Origin of the sequence: Deinococcus koreensis (assembly GCF_002901445.1) — a bacterium.
GTDB lineage: Bacteria > Deinococcota > Deinococci > Deinococcales > Deinococcaceae > Deinococcus > Deinococcus koreensis.
The window spans coordinates 789,320-809,217 of record NZ_PPPD01000001.1 but is presented as its reverse complement, the minus strand read 5'-3'; the positions used below and the strand labels follow the sequence as shown (position 1 = coordinate 809,217).

21 protein-coding genes are annotated in these 19,898 nt (G+C 68.6%); 10 read left to right on the top strand and 11 right to left on the bottom strand.

The window, feature by feature from the left end; genetic code table 11:
• Positions 1–65: 65 nt before the first annotated feature.
• Complete coding sequence (locus CVO96_RS03760; protein ID WP_103310496.1) at positions 66–2,003, bottom strand: hypothetical protein; 1,938 nt, start codon at positions 2,001–2,003, stop codon at positions 66–68.
• Between the two features lie 96 nt (positions 2,004–2,099).
• Between CVO96_RS03760 and alr the strand changes: the two genes are divergently transcribed.
• Positions 2,100–3,164, top strand: a complete 1,065-nt coding sequence (gene alr / locus CVO96_RS03755; protein ID WP_103310493.1) for an alanine racemase — start codon at positions 2,100–2,102, stop codon at positions 3,162–3,164.
• 55 nt (positions 3,165–3,219) lie between these two features.
• Here the strand turns inward: alr and CVO96_RS03750 are convergent, their stop codons facing one another.
• From CVO96_RS03750 to CVO96_RS03740, 3 genes are all read right to left on the bottom strand, one after another.
• Complete coding sequence (locus tag CVO96_RS03750) at positions 3,220–3,798, bottom strand: YcjF family protein (RefSeq protein WP_165795192.1); 579 nt, start codon at positions 3,796–3,798, stop codon at positions 3,220–3,222.
• Positions 3,799–4,198: 400 nt separating this feature from the next.
• On the bottom strand, positions 4,199–5,659 hold the full coding sequence (gene cysS, locus CVO96_RS03745) for a cysteine--tRNA ligase (protein WP_103310491.1): 1,461 nt from the start codon (positions 5,657–5,659) through the stop codon (positions 4,199–4,201).
• Positions 5,660–5,792: 133 nt separating this feature from the next.
• A complete protein-coding gene (locus CVO96_RS03740; protein ID WP_103310489.1) occupies positions 5,793–6,743 on the bottom strand; it encodes a LysR family transcriptional regulator in 951 nt (316 codons plus the stop codon).
• A gap of 126 nt (positions 6,744–6,869) precedes the next feature.
• Here CVO96_RS03740 and CVO96_RS03735 point away from each other — a divergent pair, with 126 nt between their 5' ends.
• Positions 6,870–7,184: a hypothetical protein gene (locus CVO96_RS03735; RefSeq protein ID WP_103310486.1), complete on the top strand. Its 315-nt coding sequence runs from the start codon at positions 6,870–6,872 to the stop codon at positions 7,182–7,184.
• Positions 7,185–7,274: 90 nt separating this feature from the next.
• On the opposite strand, the gene CVO96_RS03730 is transcribed toward CVO96_RS03735, so the two are convergent.
• A complete protein-coding gene (locus CVO96_RS03730) occupies positions 7,275–7,952 on the bottom strand; it encodes an HD-GYP domain-containing protein (RefSeq protein ID WP_103310483.1) in 678 nt (225 codons plus the stop codon).
• Between the two features lie 218 nt (positions 7,953–8,170).
• Entirely contained in the window at positions 8,171–8,305 is a 135-nt protein-coding gene (locus tag CVO96_RS21560; RefSeq protein WP_279326992.1) for a hypothetical protein, read from the bottom strand.
• Between the two features lie 1,022 nt (positions 8,306–9,327).
• Here CVO96_RS21560 and CVO96_RS03725 point away from each other — a divergent pair.
• A complete protein-coding gene (locus tag CVO96_RS03725) occupies positions 9,328–10,239 on the top strand; it encodes an AfsR/SARP family transcriptional regulator (protein ID WP_133161734.1) in 912 nt (303 codons plus the stop codon).
• Between the two features lie 140 nt (positions 10,240–10,379).
• On the opposite strand, the gene CVO96_RS03720 is transcribed toward CVO96_RS03725, so the two are convergent.
• From CVO96_RS03720 to CVO96_RS03710, 3 genes are all read right to left on the bottom strand, one after another.
• Entirely contained in the window at positions 10,380–11,219 is an 840-nt protein-coding gene (locus CVO96_RS03720) for a metallophosphoesterase (protein WP_103310477.1), read from the bottom strand.
• A gap of 93 nt (positions 11,220–11,312) precedes the next feature.
• A complete protein-coding gene (gene hspR / locus CVO96_RS03715; protein ID WP_243398148.1) occupies positions 11,313–12,110 on the bottom strand; it encodes a heat shock protein transcriptional repressor HspR, fused homodimer type in 798 nt (265 codons plus the stop codon).
• Between the two features lie 72 nt (positions 12,111–12,182).
• Positions 12,183–13,163 (bottom strand): ion channel, encoded by a 981-nt coding sequence (locus tag CVO96_RS03710; protein ID WP_103310475.1) that lies wholly within the window; start codon positions 13,161–13,163, stop codon positions 12,183–12,185.
• 226 nt (positions 13,164–13,389) lie between these two features.
• On the opposite strand from CVO96_RS03710, the gene CVO96_RS03705 reads away from it, so the two are divergent.
• Both CVO96_RS03705 and purN read left to right on the top strand, forming a co-directional pair.
• Entirely contained in the window at positions 13,390–14,751 is a 1,362-nt protein-coding gene (locus CVO96_RS03705) for a dipeptidase (RefSeq protein WP_103310472.1), read from the top strand.
• Positions 14,752–14,761: 10 nt separating this feature from the next.
• Positions 14,762–15,349 carry a phosphoribosylglycinamide formyltransferase gene (purN, locus tag CVO96_RS03700; protein ID WP_103310469.1) on the top strand — a complete coding sequence of 196 codons (588 nt, stop codon included), beginning with the start codon at positions 14,762–14,764 and terminating at the stop codon, positions 15,347–15,349.
• Between the two features lie 35 nt (positions 15,350–15,384).
• Here the strand turns inward: purN and CVO96_RS03695 are convergent, their stop codons facing one another.
• Positions 15,385–16,488, bottom strand: a complete 1,104-nt coding sequence (locus CVO96_RS03695) for a permease prefix domain 1-containing protein (protein WP_103310466.1) — start codon at positions 16,486–16,488, stop codon at positions 15,385–15,387.
• Between the two features lie 11 nt (positions 16,489–16,499).
• The gene (locus tag CVO96_RS03690) at positions 16,500–16,841 is read right to left on the bottom strand and encodes a PadR family transcriptional regulator (protein ID WP_103310463.1); all 342 of its coding nucleotides are present in this window, start codon (positions 16,839–16,841) and stop codon (positions 16,500–16,502) included.
• A 75-nt stretch (positions 16,842–16,916) separates the two neighbouring features.
• On the opposite strand from CVO96_RS03690, the gene CVO96_RS03685 reads away from it, so the two are divergent.
• From CVO96_RS03685 to CVO96_RS03665, 5 genes are all read left to right on the top strand, one after another.
• Positions 16,917–17,465, top strand: a complete 549-nt coding sequence (locus CVO96_RS03685; protein ID WP_103310460.1) for a DUF402 domain-containing protein — start codon at positions 16,917–16,919, stop codon at positions 17,463–17,465.
• A gap of 70 nt (positions 17,466–17,535) precedes the next feature.
• Positions 17,536–18,024 carry a DUF4442 domain-containing protein gene (locus CVO96_RS03680; RefSeq protein ID WP_103310458.1) on the top strand — a complete coding sequence of 163 codons (489 nt, stop codon included), beginning with the start codon at positions 17,536–17,538 and terminating at the stop codon, positions 18,022–18,024.
• 36 nt (positions 18,025–18,060) lie between these two features.
• Complete coding sequence (mce, locus tag CVO96_RS03675; RefSeq protein ID WP_165795191.1) at positions 18,061–18,492, top strand: methylmalonyl-CoA epimerase; 432 nt, start codon at positions 18,061–18,063, stop codon at positions 18,490–18,492.
• Entirely contained in the window at positions 18,489–18,923 is a 435-nt protein-coding gene (locus tag CVO96_RS03670) for a VanZ family protein (RefSeq protein ID WP_423739357.1), read from the top strand. The genes mce and CVO96_RS03670 overlap by 4 nt, the downstream gene beginning before the upstream one ends.
• A 10-nt stretch (positions 18,924–18,933) precedes the next feature.
• Positions 18,934–19,887, top strand: coding sequence for an AAA family ATPase (locus CVO96_RS03665; protein ID WP_103310455.1), 954 nt, complete (start codon positions 18,934–18,936; stop codon positions 19,885–19,887).
• Positions 19,888–19,898 lie beyond the last annotated feature (11 nt).

Here is a 19,898-nt window from a genome sequence, read left to right as displayed (position 1 = left end):
GCCTGACGTCCAGCTGCGCCCTGACCAGTCCAGGCCCTGACCAGTCCAAGCTCACCAGTCCAGTCTTACCAGTCCAGGTCGGGCACCGTGACCACCCGGTCGGCGGGCTGATCCGTGGTCAGGGTGTAGCTGACCACATAGGTGCCGGGCAGCACGCGGGCGAGCACGATGCTCTCGCCGTCCACACGGGGCGCCGCGCCGCCGGCCGCCGGCCCCTGCACCTCCAGCGGGCCGCGCACGGCGCCGGCGGGCAGCGGATCCTTGATCCGGACGTTCTCCAGGGCGCTGTCGACCGCCAGGCGCAGGGTCACGGTGTAGCCGCTGCCGGCCGCCTCCACCACCTTCGAGAGGCTGGCCCGCCCTCCGCCCTGCACGTTGCGCGTGATGTTTGAGCCGCCGGGGCTCCGCACGCGGGCCGCGCCGCTCGTTCGCAGGTCGACCGGATCGAGGATCGCCTCGGCGTCGTCCGAGCGGCAGACCCGTACGGGCACCTTCAGGCGCAGGGGCAGGCCGGCGCTGAACTCGCCGGGCACCTCCAGCGGGTAGTCGGTCGTCCAGCCGCTGGGCAGCACCAGTTTCAGGCGGCCGGGCAGGCGCTGGGGAAAGTCGGTCTTGGCGGTGGCCGTCAGCTGGGTCACGTCGCAGGCGTTGAGCACGTCGGGGGCCGTGACCAGCGTGACCTCGGCCCTGACCCGGTACTCGATGGTCACGCGGCCCGCCGAGCCGTCCGAGACGCGGCCGGGCAGGGGAGGGCTGAAGGTGCTGCCGGGCACCGGGCCGGGCTTCACCGAGTAGTCGCCGGGGGCCAGCGGCACCGTGCCGGGGGTGGTGAAGGTGCGCCCCGCCACCTCGAAGGGGGTGCCGCTGAGCGGAATGCGCTGGGTACCGTAGATCGCCACGGCGTCCACCAGCAGGCGGCCCGAGGGCGGCCGGGCCACGAAGCGCACCTTGGTGAAGCCCGTCTGGAAGCGCACCTCGGCCGGCGAGACGATGTTGCCGCTGCCCTGCACCAGCGTGGAGCTGACCGGCACGTAGCCCGGCGGCAGCTGCGGGCGCACCACCGAGTCCCCGACCAGCGTGTACGACGCGCCGGGAATGGGCTGGCCCTGCGGATCGACCACCTCGACCAGCAGCTGGTTGGCCAGCCGCGCGCCGGGAGGCGGGGTGAAGCCGCCCACCAGGGCGCGGACCGGCTGGCCCTGCAGGCGGAAGGAGTAGCGGATGGCGTTGGAGTACTGCTTCGTGCTGGGCAGCACGCGGATGAAGACCTGCCACGCCCCCACCTGATCGGGGGTGACCACGAAGCGGTCGCTGACGGTCTTGCCGTTCTCGCTGGCCTGCAGGTTCACGCGCTTCCCGCCGGGCTGCACCACCCAGGTCTCGGCCTCCTGCGGGCCGTCGATGTCGTAGTTCTGGATGTCCAGCGCCCTGCCGACCCAGTCGGGCGTGACGTTCAGGGTGCCGACCTGCAGGGCGTTCTGTTCGCTGTTCCGGGCGTTCACACTGAAATCGCTGGTCTCCAGGGCGAACGGCGCGGCGACCCGCAGCGCGAAGGAGTTCTTGCCGTCGCCGGAGCTGACCACCTTCAGGGTATAGGTGCCGGCGCTCAGGCCGCCCGCGAAGAGGCTGTCCCAGGTGTGCTCCCGGTTCATGCCGTAGCGGCGTTCGGTCACCGGGCCGCCCGGCCCGCTCAGCGTGAAGGTGCTCTCGAACACCTCGTTCTTCTTGTACAGCTCGTCGCCGAAGTAGCCGGCGCTGCGCCGGCCGTCCACGTAGTCCGCGAGGTTGAAGGTCGGGCTGTAGACCTCCAGGTTCAGCGGCTTGCCGGCGTCCTGCGGTAAAACGCGGATGGTGTAGCTCTCCTGCGCCTGGGGCCACTTCTGGCCCACCGAGACCAGCGGCAGCACACCGCTGACCTGCGCCTGGGCCGCGCCTCCCAGCAGGGCGGCGGTGCCGGCAGCCGCCAGCAGAAGGGACGAGACACGGTGCAAAGGGGTTGGCATGACTGCGAGAAAGCATACACGGCCCAGTGCGTGGCGCCTGGGCTCTGTCGAACCATGTCACCCCGCGGCCGGGTCGTTCGCACTAGCATCGGGCTGATGGCTGCCCTGAGTGCCCGCGCCCGCGCCCTGATCTCCCGCTCCGCCCTGCACGGCAACCTGAGCGCCCTGTCGGCCCGCAGCGGGACGCCGCTGATCCTGCCGGTCAAGGCGGGCGCTTACGGCCACGGCCTGGAGGTCACGGCGCGCCTGGCGGCCGAGCATCCGGGGGTGTGGGGCTTCGCGGTGGCAGTGCCGCGGGAGGCGCAGGCCCTGGCGGCCCTGGAACTGGGCCGACCCATCCTGCTGCTCACCCCGCCCACTCCCGACGAGGTGCCCGTGCTCGCGGATCTGGGCGTGCGGCTGCCGGTGGCGTCACTCGCCGAGGCCGAGGCCCTGCCGCCCCACGCCCGCGCGCACCTGAAGGTGGACACCGGCATGAACCGCCTGGGCGCGCGACCCGAGGAGGCCGTGTCCATCGGCCGGCGGCTGCACGAGCGCGGCGTGCTGGAAGGCGTCTACACCCACTTCGCCACCAGCGACGAGCCGGATCTGGGCTTCGCCCACGAGCAGTTCCGGCGCTTCCAGGGGGTGCTGGACAGGCTGCCGCCCGTGCTGGCGCACGCCTCGAACGGGGGCGGCATCCTGAGCCTCGGCGAGCTTCCGGGCATGGCGCTGGCGCGGCCCGGTCTGGCCTCCTACGGCTTCGCGCCGGCGCATCTGCGGGGCGTGGCGCCCCTGCGGCCGGTGATGACCCTGCAGGCCCGGGTGACCCATGTCCACACCGCCCGCGCGGGCGAGACCGTCAGCTACGGCGGCCTCTGGACGGCCCCCCGCGACACCCGGCTGGCCACGGTGGGCCTGGGCTACGCCGACGGGTACCCCCGCAACGCCACCGGGAAGGCCCAGGTGCTCGTGCAGGAGGAGCGCCGCGCGGTCGTGGGCCGCATCTGCATGGATCAGTTCATGGTCGACGTGACCGGCCTGGAGGTGCAGACCGGCGACTGGATCGAAGTCTGGGGCCGGCAGGTCACGGTGTCCGAGGTCGCCGCCTGGGGCGAGACCGTCGAGTACGAGGTGCTGACCGGCCTGGGCGAGCGCGTGGAGCGGATCGGCGTGGCCTGAGCGTCCGGACACCGTGCCCCGGTTCAGGTGCACCCAGGCCCGGTCAGGGTGGGGCTCAGTTGGGACTGTCGGGCCCGCCGCCCTGGCGCTTCTCGGCGCGGCGGCGCAGTTCGCTGGCCAGATCGCTGAAGTCCTGGGCCTCGGGCAGCACCCGCCGGGCCTGCTGCTTGGCCTCCTGCACGACCTGGATCCGGTCGCGGCGTGAGTCCGGCAGCCCCAGACGTTTGCGCTCGAAATAATTCTGCGCCAGCCGCCCCAGCGCGAACGTCCAGCCATAGACGGCCGGCGCGGTGATGATCCCGCCGATCACGGGCAGCGCCAGCTTGGCCAGGCCGCGCATGACCTGACGCGCCGCCAGTCCGTAGGCCACCGTGACGCCCAGCTCCTGCGCGATCTCGCGCGCGCGCTCGGGCGTGACCTCGAAACCGTAGATCTTGCCCACGTGCAGCACCATCTTGGCCTGGACAGGGGTGATGAGCAGCAGATCCGCGAAGGGAATGGGCTCGACCGCGATCGCGCCGGTGAGCAGCGCCGCGCTCTTGATCACCTCCTCGGCGTTTTTATCCGGGGTCTGGTCAGGATCGACATCGAAGTTGAAGTTGTCGAGCACCTGTTTCACGAGCGGCGGCAGCATAGCTGGAGTGTACTGCCGCCCCGCCCCCCCGAATGAGCCGGGAGTGATTGCGCTTTCACCTTGCCGTCCCGAACCCGCCCGGAACCCGTACGGCCTCTCCGGGCCACCCCCCGTCCAGTGCCCTGTTCCAGGGCGTCCTCGCCTGGGAGCCAAAAAAAAGGGCACGCCTGGGGGGGGGTCGGCGTGCCCTAGGAGGGAAGGACGAGGGTGTAGAACACCACTCGATCCTCATTATACCCCGCTTCCTTGACAGGTTCCTGACAGCTCAGCCAGCACCCCTTCAGACATTGGAATGGAAAATCTTTACTTCTGACCTTCTGTATCATCGGCTACGTCTTTGTCGTCGGGTGAGCCTGCGCCTTGCCCCTGCCGTGCAGTGGATCTCCTGCAGGGTGGCCGCTCACCGCTTCCAGCGCGGGCCGTCCTTGGTGTCCTCCACGGTCAGGCCCACGTCCAGCAGGGTCTGCCTCAGCTCATCGGCCTCGGCGTACTGCTTGCTCAGGCGGTAGTTCTGGCGGGCTTTCAAGACCAGTTCCATCAGGGCGCTCACGACCTGCGTGTCGTCCTGGCGCTCCTTCGGGCTGTCCATGAAGAGGCCCAGCACGCCGCCGCCCAGGTTCAGGTAGGCCGCCTGGGCGAGTTCCAGGCTGCCGCGAGCGACCGGCCCGGCGTTCAGGGCGGCGTTCAGCTCGGTGGTCAGGCCGAAGAGCGCGGCCACGGCCCGGGGCGTGTTGAAATCGTCCCGCATGGCGTCCTCGAAGGCCCGCACATGCTCCGCGACGCGGCCGTCCAGCGCGGCGTCGTGTCCAGCAGGGGCGCCGCTCAGGCGACGGGTGATCTCGTGCAGGGTCTCGCTCAGGCGGCGGTAGCCGTTCCGGGCGCCCTCGAAGGCCTCCTCGCTGAATTCGGTCACGGAACGGTAGTGGCTGCCCACCAGCAGAAAGCGCACCACCATCGGATCGTGCTCGGCCAGCACGTCGGCGATGGTCGTGAAGTTGCCCTTGCTCTTGCTCATCTTCTCGCCGCCGATGGTCAGCATGTTGTTGTGCATCCAGTAGCGCGCGAAGGCGTGTCCGGCCGCCTCGGCCTGCGCGATCTCGGCCTCGTGGTGCGGGAACTGCAGATCCAGGCCGCCGCCGTGGATGTCGAAGCCCTCGCCCAGGTACTTCAGGCTCATCGCCGAGCATTCGATGTGCCAGCCCGGAAAGCCCACGCCCCAGGGCGAGTCCCAGCGCATGATGTGGCCCGCTTCCGCCCGCTTCCACAGCGCGAAGTCACGGGGATCGCGCTTCTCGCTCCGCACCTCCTCGCGCGTCCCTTCCTCCTGATCGTCGAGCTTGCGGCCCGACAGTTTGCCGTACTGCGGCCAGGAACGGACATCGAAGTACACGCTGCCCTGGGACTCGTAGGCGTGGCCCCGGTCGATCAGCTCCGAAATCAGCTCGATCTGCTCGGTGATGTGCCCGGTGGCGCGCGGATTGATGCTGGGCTTGAGCACATTCAGGGCGTCCATGTCCTTCACGAACGACCAGAAGTACTTGTCGGCGACCTCCATCGGCTCCAGCTGCTCCAGCGCGGCCCGCCGGGCGATCTTGTCCTCGCCGTCGTCGGCGTCGTTCTGCAGGTGCCCCACGTCGGTGATGTTCGCCACGTAGCGCACCGCGTAGCCGAAATGCAGGAAGGCCCGCCGGATCACGTCGAAGGCCACCTCCTTCTTGGCGTGCCCCAGGTGGGCGTCGGAGTACACGGTCGGCCCGCACAGGTACATGCCCACGCGCCCCGGCGTGGACGGCGTGAACACCACCTTCTGGCGCTGCATGGTGTCGTACAGGACGATGTTCGGATCGGGCTCTCGGGTCATGGGGAACTCCTCACGGGACAGACGGGGACACACAAAAAACCGCGCCAGAGCAAGTGGCGCGGCCGGGCAGTCGAGTGCTGCTTACCGCATGGAGAGGCAACACAGGGCGTTCATGGAATCACTCTAGCAGTCTTCAGTGCAGCGTCGCGCCCAGGCCACCGCGCCGGGCTGGGTGTGCAGCTCCCCGCTCGCCCAGGGACTCCACGAGCGCCGCCGTGAACGCGCGGATCAGGGGCAGGTGGGCGCGCTGGGGCAGGGCGGCCAGCGCCAGCGGGCGGCTCAGCGGGTGCGGCAGCGGAAGGAGGACGAGGTCGCCGGGAACCGGCATCAGGGCCAGCCGGGCCATGATCGTCACGCCCAGTCCGTGGCCCACCATGCTCAGGATCACGCTGTCCTGATCGACCTCCGTGACACGGGCGGGCGTGACGCCCAGGGGGTGCAGGTAGCGCTTCACCCGTGCATGACAGGAATCCAGATTGGGCGGCAGCAGCAGGTCGGCGTCCCCCAGTTCCTCGGCGCTGACCGGATGGTCGCCGCGCGAGGCGGGGGCGACGAACAGGTATTCATCCTCCAGCAGCGGCGTCAGGCGCAGGCCCGAGATCTCCTCACCCACGACCAGGGCGAGATCGACCTGTCCACGGCGCAGCAGTTCCTCGCCCCCACCGTTCGCCTCGCCGTCCAGCAGCCTCACGCTGACCCCCGGATGCTCGCGCCGGAAGGCGGCCAGCACCGGCGGAAGCAGATGCGTGGCGGTCGAGCGGAAGGACGCGATCCGCAGGGCCCCCGCCAGCCTGTCGTCCTCCTGCGCGGCCAGCACCACGTCTCCAGCCGCCTGCACGGCGGCGCGCGCGTAGGTCAGCGTCCGCTCCCCCGCCGGGGTGGGCCGGGTGCCCGACGGCGTGCGGCGCAGCAGGGGGCGCCCGACCACCTCTTCGAGCTTGCCCACCGCCTCGCTCAGCGAGGACTGCGACACGCCCAGTTCGGCCGCCGCCTCGCTGAAACCGCCTGCATCCGCCACGGCGATCAAGGCCCGCAGCTGCGACAGGGTCGGCTGGGCAGGATGCAGCGGCTTTCCAGTGGTCATGCATCAGTGTAGGAAAAAACAGCCCACCGCCCCATCGGCAAACCCGATGCCCCGCTGGCCCCGTGCCCCCTTCTACCGATGTTCAGCGGGCCGGGTCGTGGCGCACCCTGAGCTCGGAGGTGCCCGATGACCCTGCTCCCGTCTCTGATCCCCCACCCCGCACCCGTGTGCCCCGCCCTTCCCCAGCCGCCCCTGCTCCCGGCATCGGGTTCCACTCTGTTCGGCACCCTGATCGTGGAAGCGGTTGTGCCGGGCTCGGACGATCTGGAGTTGAACGCTCCCGGCTGGGAACTCCGCACCTGGCCCGTGGCGCGGCTGGGCGACGTGACCCTGGAAGCCCGCCCCCTCGACCCGAACCTCGGGCCAGCCGAGTTGCGCAGGGCGCTGGAGGCCATCGGGGTCACGGCGCTGGGGCCGATCCGCGAACGCCGCCGGACTTGAAAGGGCAAGGCAAAGGGGCGACCCCTTTTGAAGGTCGCCCCGCTTCTGCTGTTGGGTGTGTTGACTGGAGATCAGGTCAAATGGTGTGCTTCAAAATTCCGGGAACTGGCTGTCCTGCGATCCATGGGTGCAGAGCACCTGATGGACGAAGACCCGAACCAGGCGGGGATCGAAATCCGTTCCGGCGTGATTCATCAGGTAGGTGACCGCTTCCTCGGTCGACCAGGCCGGCCGGTAGGGGCGATCTGTCACGAGGGCGTCGTACACGTCGGCCACTTTCAGGATGCGGGCCAGCATGGGAATGGATTCGCCGATCAGTCCGGCAGGGTAGCCCTGCCCATCCCACCGCTCGTGGTGGTGGTTGATCGCCGTGAGGATTTCCGCATCGACGCCCGGAGCCATGCTCGCCAGTCGCCGTCCCAGAGAGGGATGGTGGCGCATGATCTCCTGCTCCTGATCGGTGAGGCCGCCAGGTTTGTTGATGATGCGTGGATCGATGGCTGATTTTCCGATGTCGTGCAGCATTCCGGCCCAGATGACCTGACGGATGCCCTGGGTGGTTCGCACTTCGCCGGCTTCCAGCGCCAGCCTCAGCGCCAGCAGGGTCACCTGACATTCGTGACCTTCGACGGGTCGGCCCAGCAGTTGACGCATCCAGATCCCCGCTTCGTCGCAGGTGTCCTGAACGATGGCGTCCGGTGCCTGTGACAGCAGACTGAACGTCTCGGGGAGACGGTCGCTATGTTGTCCGGGCACGTACTCGTTCACTGTTAGATCATCACTCCAGGCCGCAGCAGGCCAAGCGGCCGACTTGCAGGGACAGGGCGTCCATCCGGCTGGCGAGCAGACCGGTCGAGGCGGGGCGGACGTTCGAGGCGTTCAGGTCGGTGGTCAGGTGGTTCAGGTGAGAAGTATTATCAGGCTCGGTACGAGTCTGCTGGCCGCGGGGTGAATATGAAGAGTATGATACACTCATTATGATCCCTTTACTGTGCGGTGCTGATCGAGGTGGGCGTCGGAGCGACTTTCTCCAGACCGGCGCAGCCCGGAGGTCTGGCGCTTGCGGTAGAGGCCATCAGTGCGAGAACGAGTCCGATCGCTGCCAGCAGGTTCTTCTTCATGGATGTATCTTAAATGGTCAGGTGTGAACGAGCGTTTTATGCGTGCAGATGAGCTAAAATCCACGTTTCTGGCTGGGGATTACTTCGCTGTGTTAACAGCACTGCGGGGTCAGGAAGGTCTCGACGCGGATGCGTTGACCGTGCTGGGAATCTCACTGCTACGAACGAGTCAGTTCGCCGCGTGTGAGGAGCCTCTTGAGTTAGCTATGGCGCTTGGGAATGACGAGGCCGCCGTCGAATTTGGCAATTTTCTGCGTGCGACCGGTCAGAACCGCCGCGCCGCCGAACATTTCAGTGATCTGTTACCTCGCTTGAGTGGGGAGCTACGATACAGAGCGCTCCGTTGGTATGGAGTCACGTTGCAGCTTCTTGGTGAGCCCGGCGCTATAAGGGCGATGGAAGAGGCGAGGCGTGGGTATATGGCACTCAACGACGGTCAGATGGCCGCCCGAGTTGCTCATACGCTCGCCTATTCATATTCGATTAATGGTGAATACGTTAGAGCTAATAAGTTGCTCGATTCAGTGATACCTACCCTTTCCGAAGTAAGTAATAAGAGGCCACTTCTGGCTGCCTTTAATACACTGATTGACATACAGTCGGAGTCTGGTCAGCTGGACTTGGCTGTTGAAACCTTGGAAAGGGCACGCACTGTAGCATCGGATTTGGCTGATGAGTATGTAAATCTTCATTTAGACTCTAGAAGGGCTTATTTAATGCTGATGACTGGCGACTATGGGGGATATCAGGAGTTATTAGAGGATGTCGCGAATCGTAGTGAAGTTATGAGAGAAATCTCCAATGCAACGTACGCATTAAATCATCTTGCGGATCACCAGAGTCGCGTTGGCGAGCATGCTTTAGCCGTGCGAACGATGGGTCGCCTTCGTGCTATAGCCCCGGATCTCGGAATACATAGTCGTATTGTGCTGGCTATGATGGCCTTGCGGCGGGGTGACAGTGCCACTGCCATCCGAATGCTCTTAGAAAGCAGACAGGAAGCTTTAAAGAGAAGCGCGCTGGTGGACGCGACTAAAGCCCTCCTCCTCGCTGCCTTCTGCGCCTACACCATGAATGACCTGCCTCGTTGTGCAGACCTCCTGTCAGAGGCCTTACAGGAACTCGCCAGTCAGCCCCGCTCGCAATCGCGGGCCACCATTGCGCCCGAACTCCGTGAAATCGAAGAGATGCTGGCGTATGCCCGGCTGAATCCGAATCTGGCGCCCATGCTGGAGGCGGCGCTGGAAGACGCCTCGTACCTGAGCGGGAACATCCGTGACGACCTGTTCACGACAGGAATGCGCCTGGAGATCATGACGCTGGGCCAGGAACTGGTGATTCGGGACGGCGTGCCGTGTTCCATGCGGGTCAAGGGCAGCGTGGCGGTGCTGGCCTATCTGGCCATGCACCCGCGCAGCACCCGCCAGACCGTGATTACCGATCTGTGGCCCGACCGCGATCCGAAGAAGGCCGCGACCTATTTCCGGCAGTGCATCTCGGATATCCGTGAGACCACCGGGGCCGACGTCATTCTGGTCGAGGGGGCCCACCAGGCGCCGGAATACCGCCTGAGCAGCAAGGCCACGGTCATCCTGGACAGCCAGCGGGTGCTGCAGCTCGTGGCCAACGGTCAGCTGCCGGCGGCGGTCGCGGCCTACAAAGGCGAGTTCCTGCCCACGCTGGACGAAAGCGAATGGGTCGAGGAACAGCGCATCCATATCCGGGAAGCGTTGCTGGGTTCCCTGCGCGCCGAGCTCCGGGCCGCTCAGCTGGGACGCGAATACCGCCGCGTGGTGCTGCTGGCCACCGCGATCATCGGGATCGATCCCAGCGACACGGATACCGAGAACCTGCGGCTGGACATGGCGCGCGAGGTCGCCAGCCCGGCCGAGGTGGCGCGCTTCGAGGCCGAACGTCACCGCCGGATGAACTGAAGGTGCCGCAGCGGGGTATGCCGCTGGCGGACGTGCCACCGCCGGTCTGAATCACGGCTCCGGACAGGCGAGAGCCGGTGGTATAGGCATCCGCACTGGTCGGCCGTCAACTGCTCTGAACGCCCCTCTGTACAGCAGCGCTAGAACGGCCCAAGGTCGTCGTGCAGAGTCACGGTTTCGGCCACGCCCGCATTCCCCAGGCGGGCGATGAACCCCGCTTCCTCCCGGTAGGCCATCCCGCTGTCCATGTCCACGCACAGGCCACCGGCGTAGGTGATCGGCAGGGTGGGATCGGTGTCCAGATCGAGCATGAGTTCGTCCAGCAGGACATAGACGGGGGTGTGTCCGTGGACGATCCGCGCGCCGCCCAGCTCGCTCAGGAGGTCGTGTGCCGCGCGCTCGCCGCTGGGGAAGGTGAAGGCGAAGCGGTCGGCGAAAATATTCATGAAGCTGCTCCAGACCTTCGCCTCGCTGCTGCCGAGCAGCGCGCCCACCTGCCGGTTCACGGCCTCGATGCTGCGGCCCAGACGCAGGTAGAAGAGGCTGTCGGCGTGGGCCAGCAGCCAGCCGTCGGCGTGCGCCAGGGCCGGGCGTGCCCGCAGCCAGGTCAGGTCGTGGATCTGCACCTGGGCGGCGTCGGATTCCTGGCCGCCGTTGCTGAGCCAGTAGTCCCGGAAGCCCAGGGCGTCGCCGGGGTCGCTGGCCCGGAAATGCAGGGCGGCCAGGAACATGACCTCGTGGTTGCCGAGCAGGGCCGTGATCTGCCCGCCGGCGGCGCGGGCCTGCGGTTCCAGGCGACGGATCAGGCGGATCACGTCCAGGCCGTGCGGGCCACGGTCCAGATAGTCGCCCAGGAACACCAGCCGCGCGTCGGCGCCTTGCCAGCTGTCGTCTGCGGTGAGGAGCCCCGCCTGCCTCAGCAGTTGCCGCAGCTTGTCGTAGGCTCCGTGGATATCGCCCACCACCCACAGGGCGCTCAAGGCCGCTGTCCCAGGGCCGGCGCGCGGTTCGGCCGCCCCCTGAACCCTCCCGAACCCACGCCCTGGCCCACCCCAGCGCCCTGGACACTCCACTCACTGACCGGGTGCTGAATCATCGTCCTCATCATGCCCCGCCGCGCCGTCGGCGCCGTCCTCATCTGCGCCCTCATCTAGGCCGCCGCTGTAGCCCACGCGGTTCTGGTCGTCCGGTGCGCCGGGGGGCAGGGTGCGCCAGCTGGTCATGCGTTCGGTCAGGTCGTCCTGAATACGGCGGACATTCCCCTCCAGATGATGGCGGGCGCCGTCCAGTTCGTGGCGCAGGCGCATGATTTCCTCGACGCCGGCCAGATTGACGCCCAGTTCCTGGGTCAGCCGGCGGATCTCGCGCAGGTGCTCGATGTCGCGTTCACTGTACAGGCGCGTCTTGCCGCTGGATCGCCCCGGACGGATCAGCTGTTTGCGTTCGTACAGCCGCAGCGTCTGGGGGTGCATGTCGACCAGTTCCGCCGCGATGGAGATCACGTACACCGGGCGGTCTTTGGGATCGAAGCGGCCGTCCGAAGACGGGAGGGCCTGGGCCTGCCCGCGCAGCTCGCCCTCGATGCGCTGAATCTCGGCCTCGAACTCGCCCTGCAGGTCGTCCAGCTCGTGCTGCAGGCGCATGACCTCCTCAACGCCGGCCAGATTGACGCCCAGTTCCTGGGTCAGCCGGCGGATCTCGCGCAGGTGCTCGATGTCGCGTTCACTGTACAGGCGCGTCTTGCCGCTGGACCGCCCCGGACGGATCAGGCCCTTGCGTTCGTACAGGCGCAGCGTCTGAGGGTGCATATCCACCAGTTCCGCCGCCACTGAAATCACGTACACAGGGCGATGTTTAGAGTCGGGGGCCATAACTTAGGCTGAGTATACGGGAAGCAGGATTGATGAAACGGCGCCGCTGCACCGCCGGGCGGGGCCTCGCGCTCAGGCGCCGGGGGGCAGCTCAGCGGGCTGGGTGTCGTGCAGGCGCCGCACGTCCACGGCCAGCCGGCCGCCGTCGCGCAGGTACATGGAGGCGAAGGCCCGGCCCCAGCGGATCTCCGTGGCGTGGTAGCTGATGCGGGCCTGGATGGGCTGCTGCGAGGTCTCGTCGGTCGCGCGCAGAACGACCAGCAGCTCGGCCTCGCGCTCCCGCAGCTCGGCCTCGTCCAGTCCGGCGAGGGGACTGCCGGAGTCCATCGGGTGGACGATCGTCCAGGCCAGCGGAAAGAAGGTCACGCGCGAGCGTTCCAGGGCCAGGCTGTGGAACTCGCGGTGAGGATCGTCCGGGCGGTGGCCGGGGGGGCGCAGGGAGAGCACGATCTCGGCCGTCACGTCCATCAGCTCGCTGCGCCGCCCGTTGGCCAGCCGCACCATCAGGCCGCGTCCGCCCCGGTACGGCGCCACCACGGCCCCGTCGCTGAACAGCAGCCGGTGGGTGGGCCGCGAGAAGCGCGCGAACAGCATCCCCGTGACCAGCGCCACGCCCATCAGGCCCACGAAGGCTTCGATGGTCACCAGCGCGTTGGCGGCCAGCGTCACGGGGTACACGTGCCCGAAGCCGATGGTGCCGAAGGTCTGCACCGAGAAGAAGAAGCAGGCCAGCAGGCGCGCTCCGGTGCTGCCCGGCATCTCGCTCAGGGCGCCCGGCCCCAGGGCGAAGAAGCCCAGCCCGAACAGCGCGTTGAGCAGCAGGTACAGCGTCAGCGCCCAGCCGAAAAACGGCGTCCAGCCGATGGCGAGCAGCAGCGTATAGGGGTTGTAGGCGCCCAGCCCCAGCCCGATCCGGCGCGAGTTGAAGCGGCCGTCGCGGTTCAGGAAGCGGGTCTCGCCCTCGAAGACCCCGGAGAGCCCCAGGTCGCCCGGTGGCCGGAGCGGCTGGTCGTCGGCCTGCGGCGGGGTGGACGTGGGCGCGGAGTGCGTCATGGGCGAACCGCAGGCGGGATGTCCGCGGCGCCGGACGCGTCAGACCACCGGGCGACGGCCGGTGCCGGACGGCCCTCCCCCGACCCATTCCTGTTCCCGAACCCCCGGCCCGCGCGCCCCTTCACGCCCTGAGTCTAGCGCCGCCCTCCTGGTGGCCCGCTCCCGGCGCCTGCTCCCCGCCTGCGTCCCGGGCGCATCCTCCGGGGCCACGCTTTATCATCCCGGCATGACCAGCCCCGATCTCTCCGCCCACCTCGACCGAGACGTTGCCCAGCAGGAACTGTTCGACCTGCTGCGGATCCCCAGCGTCAGCGCCGATCCCGCCTACCGGGCCGACGTGCGCCGCGCCGCCGACTGGCTGCAGGCCAAACTCTCCGGGCTGGGCTTCGCGGCCCGCGTGGACGACACCCCCGGGCATCCGGTGGTGTATGCCGAGCGCCAGGACGCGCCAGGCAAGCCCACCGTGCTGATCTACGGCCACTACGACGTGCAGCCCGAGGCGCCGCTGGAGGAGTGGGTCACGCCGCCCTTCGAGCCCACCGTCCGGGATGGGCGCATCTATGCGCGCGGCAGCACCGACGACAAGGGGCAGGCCTTCGCGCACGTGCGCGGCGTGGAACTGCTGCTCTCGCGGGGCGCCCTGCCGGTCAACGTGAAGTTCCTGCTGGAAGGCGAGGAGGAGGTCGGCAGCCCCAGCATCGTGCCCTACCTGCAGGCCCACGCCGAGGAACTGAAGGCGGACGTGATCGTGATCTCCGACGGCAGCCGCTTCGCGCAGGGCGTGCCGACCATCACCTACGGCCTGCGCGGCCTGAGCTACGTGGAAATTCTGGTGCAGGGAGCCAACCGTGACCTGCACTCCGGCTCGTACGGCGGCGCCGCGCCCAACCCGATCAATGCCCTGTGTGAGATCATCGCCGCGCTCAAGGACGACCAGGGCCGCGTGACCATCCCCGGCTTCTACGACGGCGTGGAACCGCTGACCGCTCAGGAGCGCGAGATGTGGGCCTCGCTGCCGCACGACGACGCCGAGTTCGCCGCGAGCATCGGGGTCTCCGCGCTGCCGGGCGAGGCCGGCTACTCGGTGCTGGAACGCATCTGGGGCCGCCCCACGCTGGACGTGAACGGCATCTGGGGCGGCTACCAGGGCGAGGGCAGCAAGACCGTGATCGCGGCGAAGGCCGGGGCCAAGGTCTCCATGCGGCTGGTGCCGGGGCAGGATCCGGCGCGCATCACCTCGCTGATCCAGGAGTACGTGCCGAAGATCGCGCCCGCCGGCGTGACGGTGGAAGTCCGCAACCACCACGGCGGGCAGCCCATGAGATTCAGCACCGAGAGCCCCTCTATCCGCGCCGCGAACCGCGCCCTCAGGCGCGTGTACGGCCGCGACGCCGTGTTCGCCCGCACCGGGGGCTCCATTCCCATCGTGGCCGCCTTCGCGGAGATCCTGAAGACCGAGGTGCTGTTCGTGGATATGGGCCTGAACGAGGACGCCCCGCACAGCCCCAACGAGAGCTTCGCCGTGCAGGACTTTGAGAACGGCATCCTGACGAGCGCGTATCTGCTGCAGGAACTGGGCCGGGAATGAGGGTCAGCGTTTGAGGCTCGGCTTCCTCGCCTCGCACGGGGGCAGCGCCGCGCGGCACCTGACGCTGGCCTGCCGCAGCGGGGAGCTGCGGGCCGAGCCGGTGGCGCTGGTCAGCAACAACAGCGGCTCCGGGGCGCTGGCCTGGGCACGGGGGGCGGGCCTGACCACCGCCCACCTGAGCAGCGCGAAGTATCCCGACCCGGACGCACTGGACGGCGCCCTTCTGGACTTCCTGCGGGGCGCCGGCACCGACACGCTGGTGCTCAGCGGCTACATGCGCGAACTCGGGCCGCGCGTGCTGGGGCACTTCGCGGGCCGGGTGCTGAACATTCACCCCAGCCTGCTGCCGCGCCACGGCGGGCGAGGCATGTACGGCGACCGCGTGCACCAGAACGTGCTGGACAGCGGAGACCGCGAATCGGGCGCCTCGGTGCATCTGGTCACGCGGGGCATCGACGAGGGGCCGGTGCTGGCGCAGTCGCGCGTGCCGGTGCTGAGCGGCGACACCCTGGAGACCCTGAAAGCCCGCGTGCAGGCCACCGAGGGGGAACTGATGCTGCGGGCGGTGCGGGAACTGGGAGAGAGGCGGGGAATCTAGGCGCTGTATCTGTTCGCTGCCACTCCGCCTCAAGTTCAGTTCAAGCGGGTCTTGTCGGGCAGAACGACCTTGAAGGCGTCCTGATCGAAGCGGCCGCTGAGTTCCAGCAGCAGGGCGGGGGCGGGCCGGGCCGCGTTCCACGGCCGGGTCTTGCCCCGGTACGGGTCGATGGCCTTCTGGAACGCCTCGACCGTGCCGAACAACTGGAGGGGTCGGGTGTCGTTGTAGATGCGGAACTGGGCCATCCCGGCAGCGCCCTGCACGATGTTGCTGGCGAGCATGATGGTGCCGCTGTCGAGCGGGTTGCCGGCGCTGTCCATCCTCTTCCAGTCGCTGAACTGGGCGGTGACGAGAGCGTAGATCTGTCCTTTTTGGAGGCGTGGGTTCGAGACGCTGATCTCGCTGGTGTTCCCATCGGGTTCCAACATCGTCAGAGGCAGGCTGCCGAAGGCCGTGAGGTCAGTGTTTCCGCCCAAAGTCTGACCATAAAGGTCGTTGAGCACACGCCAGTCGCTCGTCTGGAAGCGAATCCGGGCTCCCTGTGCCTGAAGTATGGGGTTTGTCCAGCCGCTGAGCTTCAACACTGCTCCAGTGTTCTGAAGTGCGGCGATGATCGACCGGGCCTGGATGTAGGTCTGCCCATCCTGTTTGAGAGTGGTGGCTCCCCAGGTATTCACAGGGTAGTCGGGCCGAGGAGCGCCGGGAAGCGTGAGGGTCGCGTTCGCCGCGTTGCCCGTGAGTCCAGCACCCGCCCTCTTCAACTCCTCCTGCAGCTGCTGGAAATTGAAGTATCCCGACGCGCCGTAGTTCGGAATGTTCCCGTAGATGCTCTGCACCTGCGCCTGGCTGTGTGGAAGCACGCTCAGCATGGCCGTGGCGACCAGGATGGCGGCGAATCCGCCCTTCAGGGCGCCGGGCAGGGTGTGGACTTGCAGCATCCCTCCGCTGACCTGCGCGGGGGCGCCCAGTTCACGGAGCACCTGGGCCTGGGCCTGCGCTTCCCCGTGCCCGGCGATCAGCAGCTCGTTGACGCGCATCTGGATATGGCCCCTCAGCTCGGTACTCAGCTCCCGGCGTTGCCGGCCCCACAGGCCGCGCGTGGCGGCGTTCAGGTAGCGTTCGGTGTCGTTCACGTTCATGGGGGGACTCCTCACCACAGCCGGCTCAGCTGGTCGCTGAAAGTCTGAAAGTCGCGTTTCCGGGCCTCGAGTTCACGCTGGCCGCTGTCGGTCAGGGCGTACAGCTTCACCGTGGCATTGCCGCGTGCGGTGTTCTGAAATTCGCTGCGGACAAATCCGGCCTTCTCCAGGCGGTGCAGGGCCGGATACAGGCTGCCGACCCGCAGGTCGAAGTACCCGCCCGTGCGCTGCTGGGCCTCCTTGCTGATCTCCAGGCCGTACTTGGCCTCGCCCTGGATGATGCTCAGCAGGATCAGGTCGAGATGCCCCCGCAGCAGGTTGGGGTCGGGGTTTCTGGGCGATGAGGAATTCAAGTCGGCCTCCTGTATCGGAACGCTATATCGTGTTCCGATACTAGTCTCGACAGGAGTATCTGTCAACCTGTCGCCATGAAGCGCAAGATTTACGATCTGCGGCCCTGGGCGCGCACGGCCCGGCACTCGCAGACGGTTCTGACGGTTCCCGGCCACGTCATCGTGGATTATCTGGCCCACGAGGTCGAGCGCCCGCTGGACGTGGAGTTCGGCGGGCGCACCCTGCGCGTGCTCGACAGCGGCTTCCGCTGGGTGCGGATTCACCCGACCGGCTCCGGCGAGGGCGTGCTGGGCAGCGCCCTGACCGCGCAACTGGGCGTCTCCGGGGCGCCGGTGCAGGTCTACGTGGACATCCACACCGGCGAGGGCGTGGGCGAGGACGGCCTGCCCTGGACGGACGACGTGTATCTGGACGTGATCGGCGACTGGCAGGAGGGCCGGGTGATGGAGACGCACGTCATCGACGGCGAGGAGCTGGAGGCCGCCGTGCAGGGGGGGCGGGTCACGCCGGAGCTGGCGGGGGCCGCCTGGGCGCTGGCCCGGCAGGTCGAGGCCGAGCTGCGGGCCGGCACGTATGCGCCCCTGGACACGCTGCGGCGCTACCTGAGCGATCCGTACACCTGAGCGCCGGGGCCGCCCTGCTTCATCCGTATACTTGGACTCGGTTCAATATCCACACCCCGGAGGTTCGCCCATGTCCGAGTTCCAGCCGTTGCCCGCTCCCGCTGTCCAGGCCATCCAGCAGGCCCTGCACGCCATTCCCATGAACGCCACCGTGGGCGTGCGGATCACCGACGTGGGCGTGGGCTGGGCCACCGCCGGGTGCGCGGACACGCCGCCCTTCCGCAACCACCTGGGCACCATCCACGCCGGGGCGCAGTTCCTGCTGGCCGAGGCGGTCAGTGGCGCTGCCTTCGCCGGGGCCTTCGCCGCGCAGCTGCAGGACGCCGTGCCACTCATCGAAAAGCTGGAGACGCATTACGTGGGGCGCGCGGTGGGCGACATCAGCGCCAGGGCCGAGATCGATCCGGCCGACCTGCCCGGCGCGCACGCCGCCTACGCGGCCGAAGGCAAGGCCCGCCTGATCCTGAACGTGACCGTGCAGGACGCGGAGGGCAAGGACGTGATGCGCGCGGTGGCCCACTGGTATCTGCGCTCCAGGGCGTCGCTGCGCGGGAATTAAGACCAGCGCAACGGCCCCATGGCTTACTCTGCGTCCATGTCGGTTCTGCTCCTCGACCACGTCGCCATCGCCACCCCGGATCTGGAGGAGGGCAGCGCGCCCTACGTCGCGCTGGGCCTGCATCCCGAGGGCCCGGATGAGGAGGTCGAGTCGCAGGGCGTGCGCGTGCGCGCCTTCCAGGTCGGCGACAGCCTGATCGAACTGCTCATGCCCACGCGCCCCGACAGTCCCATCGCCGTGTATCTGGACAAACGCGGGCCGGGCCTGCACCACATCGCGTACCGCGTGGCCGATCTGGACGCCGAGATGACCCGCCTGCAGGCCCAGGGCGCCCGCTTCCTGCGCGAGTCGCCCACGCCGGGCCGGGCGGGCACGCGCGTGAACTTCCTGCATCCGAGGTGGGGCCAGGGCACGCTGATCGAGCTCGTGGAACATCCGGCGGCAGGCCAGGCGGGAGCGCGGCAGTGACGCCCCGTGCCCGGCGCCGCTGGTGGCTGCCCGCCCTGGCGATCATGGCCGTGATCTGGTACCTGAGCAGTTCCGCCGACACGCCGGGGCCACCGCTGGCGCACCCGCTCGACTGGATCGCGCACTTTCTGGCATACCTGGCGCTGGGGTTCTCGCTGGGCCGGGCGACCGGGCGGCCGGGGCTGGCGCTGGTGATCGCCGTGTGGTGGGGCGCGCTCGACGAGGTGCATCAGGCCTTCGTGCCGGGCCGCGACGCGGGCGTGCAGGACTGGCTCTTCGACCTGGCGGGCGCCTCGCTGGGGGTCTGGCGGGCGGGCCGGGTCGGTTCGGGTGACCGGGTGAGCCGAGCCCCCGCCGCCCAGGAGTCCGGGGGCGTGCGCCCTGACGTGGGGGTCAGGAACGTCGCAGTTTTGTCAGAGCGTCCCCGCTAGGCTGCGCGCTATGACTGCCGCCGTGACCGCTGCCCCCACTCTGCCGGGTCACCACGGCGCGCTGCTGGGCGCGGCCCTCTCACAGCTGGACTCCGTGATCCTGGGCAAGGGCGGACAGATCCGTCTGGCGGTGGCCTGCCTGCTGGCGCGCGGCCACCTGCTCATCGAGGATCAGCCCGGGGTGGGCAAGACCACGCTGGCGCACGCGCTGGCCCGCACCTGTGGCCTGCATTTCCGGCGCGTGCAGTTCACGGCCGACCTGCTGCCCGCCGACCTGACCGGCGTGAGCGTGTGGGACGCGGCGGCGTCCACCTTCCGCTTCCACGAGGGGCCGGTCTTCAGCGAGGTGCTGCTGGCCGATGAGATCAACCGCGCCACGCCGCGCACCCAGGGGGCGCTGCTGGAGGCCATGGAGGAGCATCAGGTCTCGGAGGGCGGCGTGACCCGGCCGCTGCCCGAGCCCTTTTTCGTGATCGCCACGCAGAACCCGGCCGCCTTCGTGGGCACCTCGCCGCTGCCGGAGGCGCAGCTCGACCGCTTCCTGCTGACCGTTACGCTGGGCTACCCCGATCCGGGGGCCGAGCGGCGGCTGCTGGAGAGCGGGGGCCGCAGCCAGACTGTGCGCGGGCTGCCGGCGCTGCTGAGCGCGCCGGCGCTGCTCGCCATGCAGGCCGAGGTGGACGCCCTGCACGCCGCCGGGCCGCTGCTGGACTACCTGCAGCTGCTGGCCCGCGCCACCCGCGAGCACGCGGCCCTGCGCGCCGGCCTCAGCCCCCGCGCCCTGCTGGCGCTGCTGGCGGCCTCGCGCGCCTGGGCCTACCTGCAGGGCCGCTCGATGGTGCTGCCCGAGGATGTGCAGGCCGTGTTCCCGGCCCTGTGTGCCCACCGCCTGCCGCTGCGCGACCCCTCCCAGGACGTCCAGAGGGTGCTGGAACGCATCCTGGCCGAGACGCCGATTCCTTGACGCCCGGCCCG